This is a genomic window from Streptomyces sp. NPDC059853 (assembly GCF_042731495.1).
Classification (GTDB): domain Bacteria; phylum Actinomycetota; class Actinomycetes; order Streptomycetales; family Streptomycetaceae; genus Streptomyces.
The window spans coordinates 1-18,049 of sequence record NZ_JBHWJL010000090.1; the positions used below are offsets into that span (position 1 = coordinate 1).

Here is an 18,049-nt window from a genome sequence, read left to right on the forward strand (position 1 = left end):
GCCGGACGCTTCACTGCTTACAGGTATTGACCCGTGTTCGCCACCGTGTCGATGGAACGGCCGGTGTCGGCACCCTTCTTTCCGGTGACCAGGGTGCGGATGAAGACGATCCGCTCGCCCTTCTTTCCGGAGATCCGGGCCCAGTCGTCGGGGTTGGTGGTATTGGGCAGGTCCTCGTTCTCCTTGAACTCGTCCACGCAGGCGGCGAGGAGGTGGGAGACGCGCAGACCCTTCTGATTGTGGTCCAGGTATGCCTTGATGGCCATCTTCTTCGCCCGGTCCACGATGTTCTGGATCATGGCGCCGGAGTTGAAGTCCTTGAAGTAGAGCACTTCCTTGTCACCGTTGGCGTAGGTGACCTCCAGGAAGCGGTTCTCCTCCGTCTCGGCGTACATCTGCTCGACCACGGTCTGGATCATCGCGGCGACGGCCGCCTCGGCGTTGCCCGAGTGCTCCTGGAGATCCTCGGCGTGCAGCGGGAGCCGCGGCGTGAGGTACTTGGAGAAGATGTCCTGGGCGGCCTCGGCGTCCGGACGCTCGATCTTGATCTTCACATCGAGGCGGCCGGGGCGCAGGATCGCCGGGTCGATCATGTCCTCGCGGTTGGAGGCGCCGATCACGATGACGTTCTCCAGGCCCTCCACACCGTCGATCTCGGAGAGCAGCTGCGGGACGATGGTGTTCTCCACGTCCGAGCTGACGCCCGAGCCGCGGGTGCGGAAGAGGGAGTCCATCTCGTCGAAGAAGACGATGACGGGTGCGCCCTCGCTGGCCTTCTCGCGGGCCCGCTGGAAGACGAGCCGGATGTGCCGCTCGGTCTCGCCGACGTACTTGTTCAGCAGCTCGGGGCCCTTGATGTTGAGGAAGAAGCTCTTCCCCGCGGGCTTGCCGGTGACCTCGGCGACCTTCTTGGCGAGCGAGTTCGCCACCGCCTTGGCGATGAGCGTCTTGCCGCAGCCGGGCGGGCCGTACAGCAGGACGCCCTTGGGCGGACGCAGCTCGTGCTCCCGGAACAGGTCCGGGTGCAGGTACGGCAGCTCCACCGCGTCCCTGATCAGCTCGATCTGGCCGCCCAGACCGCCGATCTTGTTGTAGTCGATGTCGGGAACCTCTTCGAGGATCAGCTCCTCGACCTCGCTCTTGGGCACGACCTCGAACACATAGCCGGATCGCGGCTCCAGCAGCAGGGCGTCCCCGGAGCGCAGCACGATGCCGGAGGCCAGCAGGGGCTCGGCCAGCCGGACCACGCGCTCCTCGTCGGTGTGCCCGACCACCAGGGCGCGCTCGCCGTCCTCCAGGACCTCCTTGAGCGTGACGATCTCGCCGACGCTCTCGAAATCCATGGCGGCGACCACATTGAGCGCCTCGTTGAGCATGACCTCCTGGCCACGCCGCAGCTTGTCCAGTTCGATACTGGGGCTGACATTCACCCGCAGCTTGCGGCCACCGGTGAAGATGTCGGCCGTGTCGTCCTCGTTGGCCTGCAGGAAGACACCGAAACCGGCCGGAGGCTGTGCCAGCCGGTCGACCTCTTCCTTGAGGGCGACGATCTGGTCACGGGCCTCGCGGAGGGTCGTGGCGAGCCGCTCGTTCTGCGCGGACACGCCGGCCAGATTGGTCTGCAGCTCGACGATCCGCTCCTCGAGAACCCGAGTGTGCCGCGGAGAGTCGGCCAGCTTTCGGCGCAGGACGGTGATCTCCTGCTCAAGATCGGCAAGCTGCCGGGACGGGTCGTCGGATGCCCGACCGGGCCGGATGCCGCGGTTGCTGTCGTCATCGTGGGATGCCACGGTCCTCACCTCCTCCAAAGGGAGCTGGACGCTTCCAGACCCTACCTGGACCGGTGCGGTTCGAAACCCCTAGATCACAAAGACGGTCGAGGTGGATCCGATCTTCACCCTTGCGCACTCCCTCATGCCAGGGAATACCCACCCCGGACGCGTGGAAAGCCGACGGTTGTATGGTCGTAAGCGGTCAACACCCGGCAGGGATGGCTCTCTTTGTTTCACACCCTCAAGGAACGGCAGGCCACATGACCGCGCGGAATGCATCATCGGACCTGGAAGTCTGGATCGACCAGGACCTGTGCACGGGCGACGGAATCTGCGCGCAGTACGCCCCGGAAGTCTTCGAGCTGGACATCGACGGCCTCGCGTATGTGAAGCCCCCGGCGGCGGACGGCCGGGAGGCCGAGCTGCTCACCGCTCCCGGCGCCACCGCTCCGGTGCCGCTGCCGCTGCTGCGGGATGTGATCGAGTCGGCCAAGGACTGTCCGGGTGAGTGCATCCATGTGCGCCGCGCGGCGGACAAGGCCGAGGTGTACGGCCCGGACGCCGTCGCCGACCCCGCGGACGTCTCCTAGGCCGTCTCTTTCCGGTCACCGCCGAGCGTACTCCCGCGCGCGGGCGGACGGCGGATCCGGTCAGTAGCTGCCGGGCGGCGGCGCGGCGCGCAGCGCCAGGGTGCCCTCCGCCCACTCCCAGGAGACGTCGCGGCGCTGGTCGGGCGCGGAGCGCGGGACGTCCGGCGAGGAGTAGCCGAGCAGCCGCACCGACACGGTGCCGCCGCGCGCGGACAGGTTCTCCAGGGTCATGCCCTCGGCCGGGTCCACCAGGGTCAGCGCCACCCGGGGCGCGCTCTCGCCGCGCGCCGGGGCGGTCAGCAGGTACAGGCCGTGCGGCGGGGTGCCGGCTCCGGCGTCGCAGTGCACGGCCGCGACGGTCTCCGCGACCCCGTCGCCGTCCAGGTCGACGGTGAGGTGGTCGGTGACGGTGATGCCGTACGGGCCGCAGTCCACCGGGTACGCGGCGGCGGCCGGGTCGGGGCCCGCCTGCGGCGCCGCGGGCGGCTCGGCCGAGGCCCCGCCGGGGGCGACCCAGGCGGCGGCCGCGGTGAGCGCGGCCAGGGCGGCTGCGGTGGTGATCCAGTGCACGGGCCGGCCACGGGGGGACGGCGGTACTGCGGCTGCCGGGGACTGCACGCGTCGGCTCCTGGGGCGGGGAGGCGAAAGACAACTCGATGCCGGGACCTGCGCGTTGGCAGGTCCCGGCATCGTGCCACATCTCACAGCACCGGGATACGGCGGGGGGTTTACGCGTCCGTTTCCTCCGCCGGGCGGGCGGTGGCGGTGCCGCTCGCCGAGCCGGGGCCGGTGTAGTCGGAGCCGTACGCGCCGGGGGCCGGGCGCCGGCGGCGGCGCGGCGGCTCCACGCCGTCGGCCAGCCTGCGGGCGGTGACCAGGAAGCCGGTGTGCCCGATCATGCGGTGGTCGGGGCGGACCGCGAGGCCCTCCACGTGCCAGGTGCGCAGCATGGTCTCCCACGCGGTCGGCTCGTTGAACGTGCCGTGCTCGCGCAGGGTCTCCACGGTGCGGGCCAGCTGGGTGGTGGTCGCGACGTAGGCGCACACGATCCCGCCGGGGACGAGGGCCTTGGAGACTGCCTCGACGCACTCCCAGGGGGCGAGCATGTCCAGGATGACGCGGTCCACCTCGGTGTCGGACAGATTGTCCTGGAGGTCGCCGACCGTCAGCTGCCAGGCGGGGTGCGGGGAGCCGAAGTAGCGCTCCACGTTCTCCTGGGCGATCTTGGCGAAATCGGCGCGGCGCTCGTAGGAGTGCAGCATGCCCTGGTCGCCGATGGCGCGCAGCAGGAAGGTGCTGAGCGAGCCGGAGCCCACACCGGCCTCGACGACCCGGGCGCCCGGGAAGATGTCGGCCATGGCCAGGATCTGCCCCGCGTCCTTGGGGTAGACCACGGCGGCTCCGCGGGGCATGGACAGGACGTAGTCGGGGAGCAGGGGGCGCAGCGCGAGATAGGCGACGTTCCCCGTGGTGCGGACAACGGTTCCCTCGGGGGCGCCGATCAGCTCGTCGTGCGGGAAGGCACCCTTGTGGGTGTGGAAGCTCTTCCCGGCTTCGAGCGTGAAGGTGTAGTGGCGGCCCTTGGGGTCGGTGAGCTGTACCTGGTCCCCGACCTGGAAGGGCCCGCGACGGCGGGCGGCACCGGTCGGTTCGGACATGGGGGCCAGCCTAGTGCAGGACGCGGCGGGCGCCGTGCGCGGGGAGGCGGGGCGGGGGGTCAGCGGCGGGCGGCGGGGCCGGTCATCGCGTCCACGAAGGCGCGCTCGACGTCGCTGGTGGAGAGCACGCCGTAGATCTCGTCGTTCTCCTCGACGACCAGGTACTCGGTGGCGGGGGTGGCGCGCAGATGGTCGAGCAGGGCCTCGCCGGTGAGGTCGGCGGGCACCCGCATCCCGTCCTCGATGTCCTGGGCGAGGGTGGAGACGGCCACCCAGGGGCGGCGGTGCTCGGGGACGGAGGCGATGCCGGACTCGCGGACCAGGGCGTGCGGGGCGCCCTGTCCGTCGACGACCACCAGGGCGCGGGCCCCGGCGTCGTTCGCGCGGCGCAGCGCCTCGGAGAGCGGGGTGGCGGCGGTGACCGGGACGGCCCGGCGGGTGAGGGTGCGGGCGTTGAGGGCGGGCAGCCGTTCGCGCAGCCGGGCCATCTTGAGGCTGTTGCCCGCGCCGGTCCAGATGATGGCGGCGAGGATGGCGGCCAGCAGGGCGTCGGTGAGGGAGTCGAGCCCGGTGTAGGAGTCGCGCTGGGTGACGCCGGTGAGATGGGTGGCGAGCGGGAAGCCGATGAGGACCACGACGGCGAGCACCCGGCCGGTCCAGGCCGCGGCGACGGTGCCGGTCATGGGGTTGCCGCTGATCCGCCAGACCACGGCGCGCAGCATCCGGCCGCCGTCCAGCGGGAGTCCGGGGAGCAGGTTGAAGGCGGCGACGATGATGTTGGAGAGCATCAGGCCGGCGAGCAGGACGCCGGGGACGGTGCCGCGGTCCACGGTGAGCATGCCGGCCCAGAAGACGCCGCCGAGGACGAGCGAGAGCAGCGGGCCGACACCGGCCAGCACGAACTCCCGGCCGGGGGTCTGGGATTCCTTCTCGATCTCCGAGACGCCGCCGAAGAACTGGAGCTGGATGCGGCGCACCGGCAGGTCGAACCGGATCGCCGCGTAGGTGTGGGCCAGTTCGTGCACGAGCACGGAGGCGTAGAAGGCCACCGCGAAGAACAGCGAGACGAGGTAGCGGCCCGCGCCGAGTTCGGGCAGCACCCGGTCGAGCTGGTTGCCGAAGAACCAGGTGATCAGGGCCGCGACCAGGAACCAGCTGGGGGCGACGTAGATGGGCACGCCGAAGACGCGTCCCATGAGCAGGCCGCCGCCGGCCTCCTTGCGGGTTCCCGGTCCGTCACCGGCGTTCTCCTGGCCGGCCGGGCTGCCGGGCCGCGCTGTCCGGTCGCTGTCGGAGTCTGGCACCAGTTCCCCTTGCTGGGTGTGACCTCGCGTGACGAGGTGGTATGAAGACGATGGTAAGCGCCCCGCTGTCAGTGACGCCCCGTAGGGTTCCGGACATGCAAGCGTCAGCCACCGCGCGTACCGCGTCCCTGTCCCCGTCCCGGGCCGCCGACTTCATGCAGTGCCCCCTGCTGTACCGCTTCCGGGTGATCGACAAACTGCCCGAGGCGCCGAGCGCGGCGGCCACCAGGGGAACGGTCGTCCACGCGGTTCTTGAGCGGGTGTTCGACGCGCCCGCCGGGCAGCGCAGTGTGCCCAGGGCGCGGTCGATGGTGGTGCGGGAGTGGGAACGGCTGCTGAAGAAGCGCCCGGAGCTGGCGCAGCTCTTCGCGGACGAGTCGGAGGGCGCGGAGCCGGGGGCGCTGGACGGCGAGCGGCTGGCGCGCTGGCTGACGGAGGCCGAGGAACTGGTGGAGCGCTGGTTCACGCTGGAGGACCCGACGCGGCTCCAGCCGGCCGAGCGCGAGCTGTGGGTGGAGACCAAGCTGGAGTCGGGGCTGCGACTGCGCGGGGTGATCGACCGGGTGGACATCGCGCCGACGGGCGAGGTGCGCATCGTCGACTACAAGACGGGCAAGGCGCCCCGGCCGGAGTACGCGGGGGACGCGCTGTTCCAGATGAAGTTCTACGCGCTGGTGCTGTGGCGGCTGCGCGGTGAGGTGCCCAAGCGGCTCCAGCTGGTGTATCTGGGCAGCGGTGATGTGCTCACGCTGGATCCGCAGGAGAGCGAGCTGGCGGCCGTGGAGCGGAAGCTGCTGGCGCTGTGGGAGGCGATCCGGCGGGCCACGGAGACCGGGGACTGGCGGCCGAAGCCGGGGCGGTTGTGCGGCTGGTGCGACCATCAGGCGCACTGCCCGGAGTTCGGGGGCACTCCCCCGCCGTACCCGCTGACGATCCAGCCGGCGCTGCCGCTGGAGATGCCGGGGCAGCGGACGGGCGATGCCCCGGAGGCGGACGGGGCGGACGGGACGGACGGCGCGGCGGCGGCGGCGGCCGAGGGAGCGGAGGCGGCGGCGGAGAGCGGCGGAGCGGACGGAGCGGCGGCCGAGGGCGACGGGGACCGCGGAGCCGGCGGGGGCGGCGCGGCCGGTGACCTCCCGGCGGGCTGAGCCGGGCGGCCGTGGGCCAGAATGGTGCCCGCCTGCCGTCTGACCGAGGGGTTGGTCCATGCCCATCCGCGTTCTGCTCGTCGACGACCAGCCGCTGCTGCGTACCGGCTTCCGGATGATCCTGGAGGCCGAGGGCGACGTGGCCGTGGTCGGCGAGGCCGGTGACGGGGTGCAGGCCCTGGACCAGGTGCGGGCGCTCCAGCCCGATGTGGTGCTGATGGACATCCGGATGCCCCGGATGGACGGGGTGGAGGCCACCCGCCGGATCACCGGGCCGCAGCGGAACGGCCCGGCCAAGGTGCTGGTGCTCACCACCTTCGACCTGGACGAGTACGTGATCGAGGCGCTGCGGGCGGGCGCCAGCGGCTTTCTGCTGAAGGACGCCCCGGCGGCCGAGCTGGTGCAGGCCATCCGGGTGGTCGCGGCGGGCGAGGCGATGCTGGCGCCGAGCGTGACCCGGCGGCTGCTCGACAAGTACGCAGGCAAGCTGCCCTCGGGCGAGGAGGCGGGGGTCCCCGACGCCCTGCACACGCTGACCGAGCGCGAGGTCGAGGTGCTGAAGCTGGTGGCGCGTGGGCTGTCCAACGCGGAGATCGCGGCGGATCTCTTCGTCAGCGAGACCACGGTCAAGACCCATGTGGGCCATGTGCTCACCAAGCTCCAGCTGCGCGACCGGGTGCAGGCGGCGGTGTACGCGTACGAGAGCGGCCTGGTGCGCCCGGGGAGCTAACCGCGCACGATCCCGGCCGCGCGCGGCGCCGCGGCGTGGTGGAGGGCGCGCAGGAAGGAGACGCTGATCTCCTCCAGCGAGGTGACCACCGTGCGGCCGGGGGCGGGCGGTACGGGGGCCACCGAGGGGACGGCGACGACCTGGCAGCCGGCGGCCTCGGCCGAGGCGACGCCGGTGAGGGTGTCCTCGACGGCCACGCAGCGCGCGGGGTCGGCGCCGAGCCCGGCGGCGGCGGTGAGGTACGGGTCGGGGTGCGGCTTGGTGCGGGTCAGCTCGTCGCCCGCGACGGTCAGCGCGAAGTGGTGGGCGCCGATGGAGTGCAGCATCCGGTCGATGACGGTGCGGTGCGAGGCGGAGACCAGCGCGGTGGGCACCCGGTGGGCGGCCAGGTCGGTGAGCAGCCGGTGCGCGCCCGGCATCAGGGTGACGCCCCGGTCCAGGCGGCGCAGGAAGGCGGCGTTGAGCGCGTCGCGGGCCTCGTCCAGGGTGATGTCGGCGCCGGTGGCCTCGATGAGGAAGCCGGCGCTGCGGGTCATCGGCCCGCCCACCACGACCGCGCGGTACTCCTCGGGGAGGGTGTGGCCCAGGCCGGCGAAGACCTCGACCTCGGCGTCCCACCAGAATCCCTCGGTGTCCACCAGGGTGCCGTCCATGTCCAGCAGCACGGCCTGCGGCAGCGGGCTGGGGGCGGTGGCGGTGTCGATGACGGGCGGGGAACTGGTCATCCGCGATCCCTCCTGGGAGCAGGACGGCCGGTCATCACCTCTCCGGCTTCGGAGAGGGACGACCGGCCGCGTACCGGACAGATCAGTCTACGGGGGGACGGCACCGATCGCGCCGGGAGTCACCCGTTCGAGGGATATCGGGGTCAGCGGGCGTTGAAATAGTTGGCCTCGGGGTGGTGCAGGATGATCGCGTCGGTGGACTGTTCGGGGTGGAGCTGGAACTCCTCCGAGAGGGTCACGCCGATGCGCTCGGGCCGGAGCAGTTCGGCGATCTTGGCGCGGTCCTCCAGGTCGGGGCAGGCCGGGTAGCCGAGCGAGTACCGGCAGCCCTGGTACTCGGTGCGGAACATCCCGCCGAGGGTGGCGGGGTCGGCGCCGCCGATGCCCAGTTCGGCACGGACCCGGGCGTGCCAGAACTCGGCCAGTGCCTCGGCGAGCTGGACGGAGAGCCCGTGCAGTTCCAGGTAGTCGCGGTAGGCGTCGGCGGCGAAGAGTTCGGCGGTGGCGCCGGAGACCCGGGATCCGACGGTGACGGCCTGGAGCGCGACCACGTCGGTCTCGCCGCTCTCGGCGGGGCGGAAGAAGTCGGCCAGGCACAGGCGCCGGCCGCGCCGCTGGCGGGGGAAGGTGAAGCGGGTGCGCTCCTTGCCGTCCTCGTCCAGGATCACCAGGTCCTGGCCCTCGGCGTGGCACGGGAAGTAGCCGTAGACGACGGCCGCCTCCAGCAGGTTCTCGGTGTGCAGCCGGTCCAGCCAGCCGCGCAGCCGGGGGCGGCCCTCGGTCTCCAGCAGTTCCTCGTAGTCGGGGCCCTCGGCGCCGCGGCTGCCCTTGAGGCCCCACTGGCCCTTGAACAGCGCGTCCTCGTCCAGCCAGGCAGCGTAGTCCTTGAGCGGGATGCCCTTGATGACGCGGGTGCCCAGGAAGGGCGCGGTGGGCAGGGGGACGTCGGTGGCGGTGGCAGAACGGGCCACCGGCTCGTTGCCGTCCTCCTCCGGCAGGGCGGCGGGGCGGGCGGCCACCCGGCGCTTCTTGAGTTCGGGGAGGGTGGCGCCGGGCACCCCGCGCTTGACGGCGATCAGGGCGTCCATGAGCCGCAGGCCCTCGAAGGCGTCGCGGGCGTAGCGGACCTCGCCCTGGTAGATCTCGTGGAGGTCCTGTTCGACGTAGGCGCGGGTGAGGGCGGCGCCGCCGAGGATGACGGGGTAGTCGGCGGCCATCCCGCGCTGGTTCAGCTCCTCCAGGTTCTCCTTCATGATCACCGTGGACTTCACCAGCAGCCCGGACATGCCGATGACGTCGGCGCGGTGTTCCCTGGCGGCGTCCAGGATGGCGGTGACCGGCTGCTTGATGCCGAGGTTGACGACGTTGTAGCCGTTGTTGGACAGGATGATGTCGACCAGGTTCTTGCCGATGTCGTGGACGTCGCCGCGGACGGTGGCCAGCACGATGGTGCCCTTGCCCTCGTCGCCGGACTTCTCCATGTGCGGTTCGAGGTGGGCGACGGCGGTCTTCATGACCTCGGCGGACTGGAGCACGAACGGCAGCTGCATCTGTCCGGAGCCGAAGAGTTCGCCGACCGTCTTCATCCCGGCGAGCAGCGTGTCGTTGACGATCTCCAGGGCGGGGCGGGTGGTCAGCGCCTCGTCGAGGTCGGCTTCCAGGCCCTTGCGCTCGCCGTCGACGATGCGCCGGCGCAGCCGCTCCTCCAGGGGCAGGGAGAGCAGTTCCTCGGTCTTGCCGGCCCGCATGGACTTGGCGTCCACGCCCTCGAAGAGTTCGAGGAAGCGCTGGAGCGGGTCGTAGCCCTCGGCGCGCCGGTCGTGGATGAGGTCGAGGGCGACCTTGACCTGTTCCTCGTCGATGCGGGCGATGGGCAGGATCTTGGCGGCGTGCACGATGGCGGAGTCCAGGCCCGCCTTGACGCACTCGTCGAGGAAGACGGAGTTGAGGACGAGCCGGGCGGCCGGGTTGAGGCCGAAGGAGATGTTGGACAGCCCGAGGGTGGTCTGGACCGCCGGGTGGCGCTTCTTGAGTTCCCTGATGGCCTCGATGGTGTGGATGCCGTCCCGGCGGGATTCCTCCTGGCCGGTGCAGATGGTGAAGGTGAGGCAGTCGATGATGATGTCGGACTCGGCCACCCCCCAGTTGCCGGTGAGGTCGGCGATGATCCGTTCGGCGACGGCGACCTTGTGCTCGGGGGTGCGGGCCTGGCCGCTCTCGTCGATGGTGAGGGCCATCAGGGCGGCGCCGTGCTCGACGGCCATCCGGGTGACCTTGGCGAACCGGGAGTCGGGGCCGTCGCCGTCCTCGTAGTTCACCGAGTTGATGACGGCCCGCCCGCCCAGGCGTTCCAGGCCGGCTTCCAGGACGGCGGGCTCGGTGGAGTCCAGGACGATGGGCAGGGTGGAGGCGGTGGCGAGCCGGCCGGCGAGTTCGGACATGTCGGCGACGCCGTCCCGGCCGACGTAGTCCACGCACAGGTCGAGCAGGTGGGCGCCCTCGCGGATCTGCTCGCGGGCGAGTTCGACGCAGTCCTCCCAGCGGCCCTCCAGCATGGCCTCGCGGAACTTCTTGGAGCCGTTGGCGTTGGTGCGCTCGCCGATGGCCAGGTAGGAGGCGTCCTGGCGGAAGGGCACGGTCTGGTAGAGGGAGGCGGCGCCGGGCTCGGGCCGCGGGTCGCGGGGGCCGGGGGTCAGGCCGCGGACGCGCTCCACGACCTGCCGCAGGTGCTCGGGGGTGGTGCCGCAGCAGCCGCCGATGAGGGAGAGGCCGAATTCGCCGATGAAGGTCTCGTGGGCGTCGGCGAGTTCGGCGGGGCCCAGCGGGTAGTGGGCGCCGTCCTTGCCGAGGACGGGCAGTCCGGCGTTGGGCATGCAGGAGACCGGGACGGTGGCGTGCCGGGAGAGGTAGCGCAGGTGTTCGCTCATCTCGGCCGGGCCGGTGGCGCAGTTGAGGCCGATCATGTCGATGCCCAGGGGCTCCAGGGCGGTGAGGGCGGCGCCGATCTCGGAGCCGAGGAGCATGGTCCCGGTGGTTTCGACGGTGACCTGGACCAGGACGGGCAGCGTGGCGCCGGTGGCGGCGAGGGCGCGGCGGGCGCCGAGCACGGCCGCCTTGGTCTGGAGCAGGTCCTGGGCGGTCTCCACCAGCAGGGCGTCGGCGCCGCCGGCGATCAGGCCCTCGGCGTTGCGCTGGTAGGCGTCGCGCAGGTCGGCGTAGCGGATGTGGCCGAGGGTGGGCAGCTTGGTGCCGGGGCCGATGGAACCGAGCACCCAGCGCCGGCGTCCGTCGCGGGCGGTGAAGTCGTCGGCGGTCTCGCGGGCGACGCGGGCGCCGGCCTCGGAGAGTTCCGTGATGCGTTCGGGGATGTCGTACTCGCCGAGGGCGGCGAGGTTGGCGCCGAAGGTGTTGGTCTCCACGCAGTCCACACCGGCCTCGAAGTACTCCTGGTGGACGGAGCGCACGATGTCGGGCCGGGTGACGTTCAGGACCTCGTTGCAGCCCTCCAGCTGCTGGAAGTCGTCGAGGGAGGGCTCCTGGGCCTGGAGCATGGTGCCCATGCCGCCGTCGGCGACGACGACGCGGGAGGCGAGCGCTTCGCGCAGTGCGGCGACGCGGTCGGCCTGGGTACGCGGGGGCAGGGTGGGCGAGGCCATAGAGGTGCTCCTGGTGTGCGACGGCTGTCGGCTATGCGCTCCGCGGAGGAGGCACCCGCTCAGCGTATCCGCACTGCCGGAAGTTTCCCGGGGGGCTTCCGGTGGGTGGACAGCCGGTGGCGTGCTCCGGCAGGAACTAAACTCATGACATTCCCCGGGCTATCGACATCACCCGATGATGTTCGGCATTGTCGAATGGTGGTGGCGGGTGGGCGACAGGGCCCGCCGAGGGCGTGAACGGCAGGAGGCGGTCCCATGGCGCGGACCATTCAGTCACTGGAGCGGGCCGCGGCGGTGCTGCGGCTGCTGGCCGGCGGCGAGCGCCGGCTCGGGCTGTCCGACATCGCGTCGTCCATCGGCCTGGCCAAGGGCACCGCGCACGGGCTGCTGCGCACCCTCCAGCAGGAGGGCTTCGTCGAGCAGGACGCGGGCTCGGGCAAGTACCAGCTGGGCGCCGAGCTGCTGCGCCTGGGCAACAGCTATCTGGACGTGCACGAGCTGCGCGCCAGGGCGCTGGTGTGGACGGACGATCTGGCCCGGTCCTCGGGCGAGAGCGCCTACGTCGGGGTGCTGCACCAGCGCGGGGTGCTGATCGTGCACCACGTCTTCCGCCCCGACGACTCCCGGCAGGTGCTGGAGGTGGGGGCGATGCAGCCGCTGCACAGCACGGCGCTGGGCAAGGTGCTGGCGGCCTTCGACCCGGTGGCGCACAACGAGGCGATGGAGGCGGGGCTGCGCGCCATCACGGACGCCACCGTGGTGGACCCGGCGGCCTTCGACCGGGGCCTGACCGAGGTGCGGACCCGGGGCTGGGCCGCCGACGTGGGCGAGACCTGGGACGGCGTGGCGTCGGTGGCCGCGCCGATCCTGGACCGGCGCCGGATGCCGGTGGGCGCGGTGGGGATCACCGGAGCGGTGGAACGGATGCTGGAGGGCTCCGTGCCGCGGCCCCGGCTGGTCGCGGCGGTACGGGACTGCGCCCGGTCCGTGTCGCGCGACCTGGGATCAGGTAGATTCTAGGACAATATGGACATTCGTCAGCTCTCTGCCGTTTCTTGCATCACATCCCTTGACGGCAGCCTCACTGAAGAGAAAACTCGCGGTCAGTGGTCGACAATGTCGAACACCGGACGGAGCTCTCTACCTGGCCCACCGGACATGGGACAAAGGAGTCACGGGTGTCCAACTCCGAAATCTTCTACGGCGAGGTGCTCGGCACCGCCGTACTGATCCTGCTGGGAGCCGGCGTGGTCGCCGGTGTCGTACTGAAGAAGTCCAAGGCGTTCGGCGCGGGCTGGGTCGCGATCACCTTCGGGTGGGGCATCGCGGTGCTCGCCGGCGTCTACGTCTCCACCGAGATCTCCGGGGCGCACCTCAACCCCGCGGTGACACTCGGCATCATGATCGTCAACGGTGGCTGGAGCCAGTTCTGGGTCTATGTCCTCGGCCAGTTCACCGGGGCGATGCTCGGCGCCATCGGCGTCTGGATCGGCTACTACGGCCACTTCCTCGCTCATCTGACCGACCGCGAGGAGGAGGGCGGCTCCCGGACCCCCGGCGTGCGGGCCTTCGACGAGCCCAGGCCGGTCCGTGAGCGCCGCGCGGCGGGACACGGAGAGCCGGGCCCGGTGCTGGGCATCTTCTCCACCGCCCCCGAGATCCGCGTCTACTGGCAGAACGTGGCCACCGAGATCCTGGGCACCTTCGTCCTGGTCTCCGTCGTCCTGGCCACCGGCGTGAACGACGCCCTCCAGGTCACCGCGCTCGGCGGCCTGCTGGTGGCGCTCACCGTCCTCGGTATCGGTCTGTCCCTCGGTGGCCCGACCGGGTACGCGATCAACCCGGCCCGCGACCTGGGCCCGCGGATCGTCCACGCCCTGCTCCCGCTGCCCAACAAGGGCGGCTCCGACTGGTCCTACGCCTGGGTCCCGGTGGTCGGCCCGCTGCTCGGCGGCGCCGCCGCGGCCGGTATCCACCAGCTGGTGTTCTGACCGCCGCAGCCGTCCGCCGTTCCGCCGCCGCACCGCAACGATCAGGAGCCGACCGCATGAGCAGCACGCACGACCCGTCCTTCTCCACCGAACAGCGCGAGTACATCGCCGCCATCGACCAGGGCACCACCTCCTCGCGCTGCATCGTCTTCGACCACGACGGACGCATCGTCTCCGTCGACCAGAAGGAACACGAGCAGATCTTCCCCCGGCCCGGCTGGGTGGAGCACGACGCCGCCGAGATCTGGGCCAACGTCCAGGAGGTCGTCGCCGGCGCCCTGGAGAAGGCCGAGATCACCAAGGACCACGTCCGGGCCATCGGCATCACCAACCAGCGCGAGACCACCCTGCTGTGGGACCGGCACACCGGCGAGCCCGTGCACAACGCGATCGTCTGGCAGGACACCCGCACCGACGCGCTCTGCCGGGAACTGGGCCGCAACGTCGGCCAGGACCGGTTCCGCCGCGAGACCGGGCTGCCGCTGTCGGCCTACTTCGCCGGACCCAAGATCCGCTGGCTGCTCGACAACGTCGACGGACTGCGCGAGCGCGCCGAGCGCGGCGACCTGCTCTTCGGCACCATGGACTCGTGGGTCATCTGGAACCTCACCGGCGGCGTGGACGGCGGGCAGCACGTCACCGACGTCACCAACGCCTCGCGCACCATGCTGATGAACCTGCGCACCATGGACTGGGACGAGCGCATCCTCTCGTCCATGCAGGTGCCCGCCGCCGTCCTGCCGCAGATCCGCTCCTCGGCCGAGGTCTACGGCCACGCCAAGGGCGGCCCCCTGGACGGCGTACCGGTCGCCTCCGCGCTCGGCGACCAGCAGGCCGCCCTCTTCGGCCAGACCTGCTACGACGTCGGCGAGGCCAAGTCCACCTACGGCACCGGCACGTTCCTGCTGATGAACACCGGCACCGAGGCCGTCAACTCCTACGCCGGACTGCTGACCACCGTCGGCTACCGCATCGGCGACCAGCCCACGGTGTACGCGCTGGAAGGCTCCATCGCCATCACCGGCGCCCTGGTGCAGTGGATGCGCGACCAGATGGGCATCATCAACTCGGCGGCCGAGATCGAGACCCTCGCCCGGACCGTGGAGGACAACGGTGGCGCCTACTTCGTTCCCGCGTTCTCCGGCCTGTTCGCCCCCTACTGGCGGTCGGACGCCCGGGGCATCATCGCCGGACTGACCCGCTATGTCACCAAGGCCCACATCGCCCGCGCCGTCCTGGAGGCCACCGCCTGGCAGACCCGCGAGATCGTCGACGCCATGAAGAAGGACTCCGGCGTCGAGGTCACCTCACTGCGCGTCGACGGCGGCATGACCTCCAACAACCTGCTGATGCAGAACATCTCGGACTTCCTGGACGTGCCCGTGGTGCGCCCCATGGTCTCCGAGACCACCTGCCTGGGCGCCGCCTACGCCGCCGGCCTCGCCGTCGGCTTCTGGTCGGACGTCAGCGAACTGCGCGCCAACTGGCGCCGGGCGGCCGAGTGGACCCCCCAGATGGACGCGGCCGAGCGCGACCGCGAGTACAAGCTCTGGCTCAAGGCCGTCCAGCGGACCATGGGCTGGCTCGACGAGGAGGACTGAGAACACATGAACACCCCGCAGCACGCCACGGACGCCACCGGATCCGCCATAACGGCGCACCCGGCGGCCGGCCGCGCCGAGACCCGGGAGCGGCTGGCCGGCTCCACGCACGATCTGCTGGTGATCGGCGGCGGCATCCTGGGCACCTCGGTGGCCTGGCACGCCGCGCAGTCGGGGCTGCGGGTGGCGATGGTGGACGCCGGCGACTTCGCCGGCGCCACCTCCTCCGCCTCCTCCAAGCTGGTGCACGGCGGACTGCGCTACCTCCAGACCGGGGCCCTCAAGCTGGTCGCCGAGAACCACCACGAGCGCCGGGTCCTGGCCAAGGACGTGGCACCCCACCTGGTCAACCCGCTCACCTTCCACCTGCCCGTCTACAAGGACGGCCCGCACGGCGCCGCCAAGCTCGGGGCCGGCGTCTTCGCCTACTCGGCGCTGTCCGCCTTCGGCGACGGCGTGGGCCGCATCATCTCCCCCGCCAAGGCCGCCGCCGCCAACCCCGCGCTGCGCACCGACAACCTCAAGGCCGTGGCCGTCTACGGCGACCACCAGATGAACGACGCCCGCGTCGCCGTCCTCACCGTCCGCGCCGCCGTCGGCGCCGGCGCCGCCGTCCTCAACCACGCCGAGGTCACCGGGCTGCGCTTCACCCACGGCCGGGTCACCGGCGCCGAGGTCCGCGACCGGCTGGACGGCAGCGAGTTCGGCATCGACGCCCGTCTGGTGCTCAACGCCACCGGCCCCTGGGTCGACCACCTGCGCCGCATGGAGGACCCGGGCGCCGCGCCCAGCGTGCGGCTGTCCAAGGGCGCCCACCTCGTGCTGCGCCGCAGCGCCCCGTGGCGCGCCGCGCTGGCCACGCCGGTCGACAAGTACCGCATCACCTTCGCCCTCCCCTGGGAGGACCAGCTGCTGCTGGGCACCACGGACGAGCCGTACGAGGGCGACCCGGGCGCCGTGGAGGCCACCGAGGCCGACATCCAGCAGATCCTCGCCGAGGCCTCGCTGTCCGTGCGCGACACCCAGCTGGACCGCGACCTGCTCACCTACGCCTTCGCCGGGCTGCGGGTGCTGCCCGGCGGCCCCGGCGGGACGGAGTCCGCCAAGCGGGAGACCGTGGTCAGCGAGGGCCGCGGCGGCATGCTGTCGGTGGCCGGCGGCAAGTGGACCACGTACCGGCACATCGGCCGTACCGTCCTCGCCAAGCTCGCCAAGCTGCCGGGGCTCGGCATCGCGGAGGACATGGAGCCGGTGCGCGAACTGGTGCGCCGCACCCCGCTGCCCGGGGTGGCCAACCCCAACGCCGTCGCCCACCGGCTGCTGGTGGACCGCGAGCCCGGTGCCCGGATGGACCCGCTGACCGCACGCCACCTGGCCACCCACTACGGCTCGCTCGCCCTGGAGATCGCGGACCTGGTGCGCCGCGACCCGGCGCTGGGCGAGCGCATCCACCCCGACGGCCCGGAGATCTGGGCGCAGGTGGTGTACGCCCGGGACCAGGAGTGGGCCAGGACCGTGGACGACGTGCTGCGCCGCCGCACCACCGTCACCATCCGGGGCCTGGACACCGAGCCGGTACGGGAGCGGGTGGCCGCGCTGCTGGCCGAGCGCACCGACTGAGGACCGGGGCGGCGCCTCCCGCCTCCCCGGCGCCTCCCTCACCCCGGCCGCCCCGCCCGGCCCGCCGGCCGATGCGTACGAAGGCCGTGGTCTGGGCACGGTGACGCCGTAGGCTGGGCCGCACGGTAGACAAACGGCAGCCGGGCCGGGCATACCGTCCCGACCCGGCCGGAAGGAGGCGCTGGGTGATCGAGCTCGAGGGGGTTCCCGAGCTGGTCGACCCGGTCATGGTGGCCGCGTTCGAAGGCTGGAATGATGCCGGCGACGCCGCCTCCGCCGCGGTCGCACACCTGGAGCGGGAGTGGAAGGGCGAGGTGTTCGCGGCGCTGGACGCCGAGGACTACTACGACTTCCAGGTCAACCGTCCGCTGATCTGGCTGGACGACGGCGTCCGGCGGGTCACCTGGCCGACCACCCGGCTGTCGGTGATCCGCGGCGCGGCCGGGGGCTCCGGCAGACGCCGCGACCTGGTGCTGGTGCGGGGCATCGAGCCGAGCATGCGCTGGCGGTCGTTCTGCAACGAGCTGCTGGGCTTCGCGCACGAGCTGGGCGTGGAGATGGTGGTGGTGCTCGGCGCGCTGCTGGGCGACACCCCGCACACCCGTCCGGTGCCCGTCACCAGTGTCACCTCGGACGAGGGGCTGGCGCGCTCGCTCGATCTGGAGGAGTCCCGGTACGAGGGGCCGACCGGCATCGTCGGCATCTTCCAGGAGGCGTGTGCCCACGCCGGGTTCCCGGCGGTCAGCCTGTGGGCGTCGGTGCCGCACTACGTCTCGCAGCCGCCCAACCCCAAGGCGTCGCTGGCCCTGCTGAACGCCCTGGAGGATCTGCTGGGCGTGGGCATCCCGCTGGGCGACCTGCCCGAGGACGCCAGGGCCTGGCAGCTGGGCGTCGACCAGCTGGCGTCCGAGGACAGCGAGGTGGCGGAGTACGTGCAGTCGCTGGAGCAGGCCCGGGACACCGCGGAGCTGCCGGAGGCGTCGGGCGAGGCGATCGCCAAGGAGTTCGAGCGCTATCTGCGGCGCAGGGACGGTTCGGCGGAGCAGGGGCCGGGAGCCGGGCCCGGGGACGCCGCGGGCGGCGGTCCGGGGCCGTTCCTGAAGGACCCGACCAGCGGACGGGCCCGGCCGCGGCGCCGCCGCAAGCCGGGCGGCGAGCCCGGCCAGCCGCCGGGCGCGGAGGGCGGTGGTCCGGCCGAGCCGGGCGAGTGACCGTCCGGTTTACGCGCGTTCGGCCGGGCCCGTACGGCGTCCG

At 71.9% G+C, this 18,049-nt stretch carries 14 protein-coding genes; 8 read left to right on the plus strand and 6 right to left on the minus strand.

Annotated features, from left to right (window positions below; genetic code table 11):
• Window positions 1-17: 17 nt before the first annotated feature.
• Complete coding sequence (gene arc / locus ACFV5N_RS12650) at window positions 18-1,790, minus strand: proteasome ATPase (RefSeq protein ID WP_385597870.1); 1,773 nt, start codon at window positions 1,788-1,790, stop codon at window positions 18-20.
• Between the two features lie 242 nt (window positions 1,791-2,032).
• Here arc and ACFV5N_RS12655 point away from each other — a divergent pair, with 242 nt between their 5' ends.
• Window positions 2,033-2,362, plus strand: a complete 330-nt coding sequence (locus ACFV5N_RS12655; RefSeq protein WP_019434986.1) for a ferredoxin — start codon at window positions 2,033-2,035, stop codon at window positions 2,360-2,362.
• Window positions 2,363-2,422: 60 nt separating this feature from the next.
• Here the strand turns inward: ACFV5N_RS12655 and ACFV5N_RS12660 are convergent, their stop codons facing one another.
• The 3 genes from ACFV5N_RS12660 to ACFV5N_RS12670 all read right to left on the minus strand — a co-directional run bounded on the left by ACFV5N_RS12660 (window position 2,423) and on the right by ACFV5N_RS12670 (window position 5,324).
• On the minus strand, window positions 2,423-2,980 hold the full coding sequence (locus tag ACFV5N_RS12660; protein WP_385597873.1) for a hypothetical protein: 558 nt from the start codon (window positions 2,978-2,980) through the stop codon (window positions 2,423-2,425).
• Between the two features lie 110 nt (window positions 2,981-3,090).
• Window positions 3,091-4,020: a tRNA (adenine-N1)-methyltransferase gene (locus tag ACFV5N_RS12665; RefSeq protein WP_385597876.1), complete on the minus strand. Its 930-nt coding sequence runs from the start codon at window positions 4,018-4,020 to the stop codon at window positions 3,091-3,093.
• A gap of 59 nt (window positions 4,021-4,079) precedes the next feature.
• On the minus strand, window positions 4,080-5,324 hold the full coding sequence (locus tag ACFV5N_RS12670; protein ID WP_385597879.1) for a site-2 protease family protein: 1,245 nt from the start codon (window positions 5,322-5,324) through the stop codon (window positions 4,080-4,082).
• A 95-nt stretch (window positions 5,325-5,419) separates the two neighbouring features.
• Here ACFV5N_RS12670 and ACFV5N_RS12675 point away from each other — a divergent pair, with 95 nt between their 5' ends.
• Both ACFV5N_RS12675 and ACFV5N_RS12680 read left to right on the plus strand, forming a co-directional pair.
• Window positions 5,420-6,472, plus strand: coding sequence for a RecB family exonuclease (locus ACFV5N_RS12675; RefSeq protein ID WP_385597882.1), 1,053 nt, complete (start codon window positions 5,420-5,422; stop codon window positions 6,470-6,472).
• Window positions 6,473-6,530: 58 nt separating this feature from the next.
• Window positions 6,531-7,202: a response regulator gene (locus ACFV5N_RS12680; protein ID WP_385597885.1), complete on the plus strand. Its 672-nt coding sequence runs from the start codon at window positions 6,531-6,533 to the stop codon at window positions 7,200-7,202.
• Here the strand turns inward: ACFV5N_RS12680 and ACFV5N_RS12685 are convergent.
• Window positions 7,199-7,927, minus strand: coding sequence for an HAD family hydrolase (locus tag ACFV5N_RS12685; RefSeq protein ID WP_385597888.1), 729 nt, complete (start codon window positions 7,925-7,927; stop codon window positions 7,199-7,201). The two genes, ACFV5N_RS12680 and ACFV5N_RS12685, sit on opposite strands and share 4 nt — an antisense overlap.
• Before the next feature lie 143 nt (window positions 7,928-8,070).
• A complete protein-coding gene (gene metH / locus ACFV5N_RS12690; RefSeq protein ID WP_385597891.1) occupies window positions 8,071-11,583 on the minus strand; it encodes a methionine synthase in 3,513 nt (1,170 codons plus the stop codon).
• Between the two features lie 255 nt (window positions 11,584-11,838).
• Between metH and ACFV5N_RS12695 the strand changes: the two genes are divergently transcribed.
• From ACFV5N_RS12695 to ACFV5N_RS12715, 5 genes are all read left to right on the plus strand, one after another.
• Window positions 11,839-12,603 (plus strand): IclR family transcriptional regulator, encoded by a 765-nt coding sequence (locus ACFV5N_RS12695; RefSeq protein ID WP_385597894.1) that lies wholly within the window; start codon window positions 11,839-11,841, stop codon window positions 12,601-12,603.
• Window positions 12,604-12,761: 158 nt separating this feature from the next.
• The gene (locus ACFV5N_RS12700) at window positions 12,762-13,574 is read left to right on the plus strand and encodes an MIP/aquaporin family protein (RefSeq protein WP_385597896.1); all 813 of its coding nucleotides are present in this window, start codon (window positions 12,762-12,764) and stop codon (window positions 13,572-13,574) included.
• Window positions 13,575-13,630: 56 nt separating this feature from the next.
• The gene (glpK, locus tag ACFV5N_RS12705) at window positions 13,631-15,175 is read left to right on the plus strand and encodes a glycerol kinase GlpK (RefSeq protein ID WP_385597899.1); all 1,545 of its coding nucleotides are present in this window, start codon (window positions 13,631-13,633) and stop codon (window positions 15,173-15,175) included.
• Between the two features lie 6 nt (window positions 15,176-15,181).
• Window positions 15,182-16,795, plus strand: coding sequence for a glycerol-3-phosphate dehydrogenase/oxidase (locus ACFV5N_RS12710; RefSeq protein WP_385597902.1), 1,614 nt, complete (start codon window positions 15,182-15,184; stop codon window positions 16,793-16,795).
• Between the two features lie 185 nt (window positions 16,796-16,980).
• A complete protein-coding gene (locus tag ACFV5N_RS12715) occupies window positions 16,981-18,006 on the plus strand; it encodes a PAC2 family protein (protein ID WP_385597905.1) in 1,026 nt (341 codons plus the stop codon).
• Window positions 18,007-18,049 lie beyond the last annotated feature (43 nt).

What these genes read in the sequence shown, in the direction of transcription:
- ACFV5N_RS12655 (WP_019434986.1), top strand. Translation starts at nt 2,033, where the DNA reads ATGACCGCGCGGAATGCATCATCGGACCTGGAAGTCTGGATCGACCAG.
- ACFV5N_RS12665 (WP_385597876.1), bottom strand. Translation starts at nt 4,020, where the DNA reads ATGTCCGAACCGACCGGTGCCGCCCGCCGTCGCGGGCCCTTCCAGGTC.
- ACFV5N_RS12675 (WP_385597882.1), top strand. Translation starts at nt 5,420, where the DNA reads ATGCAAGCGTCAGCCACCGCGCGTACCGCGTCCCTGTCCCCGTCCCGG.
- ACFV5N_RS12680 (WP_385597885.1), top strand. Translation starts at nt 6,531, where the DNA reads ATGCCCATCCGCGTTCTGCTCGTCGACGACCAGCCGCTGCTGCGTACC.
- ACFV5N_RS12685 (WP_385597888.1), bottom strand. Translation starts at nt 7,927, where the DNA reads ATGACCAGTTCCCCGCCCGTCATCGACACCGCCACCGCCCCCAGCCCG.
- metH (WP_385597891.1), bottom strand. Translation starts at nt 11,583, where the DNA reads ATGGCCTCGCCCACCCTGCCCCCGCGTACCCAGGCCGACCGCGTCGCC.
- ACFV5N_RS12695 (WP_385597894.1), top strand. Translation starts at nt 11,839, where the DNA reads ATGGCGCGGACCATTCAGTCACTGGAGCGGGCCGCGGCGGTGCTGCGG.
- glpK (WP_385597899.1), top strand. Translation starts at nt 13,631, where the DNA reads ATGAGCAGCACGCACGACCCGTCCTTCTCCACCGAACAGCGCGAGTAC.
- ACFV5N_RS12710 (WP_385597902.1), top strand. Translation starts at nt 15,182, where the DNA reads ATGAACACCCCGCAGCACGCCACGGACGCCACCGGATCCGCCATAACG.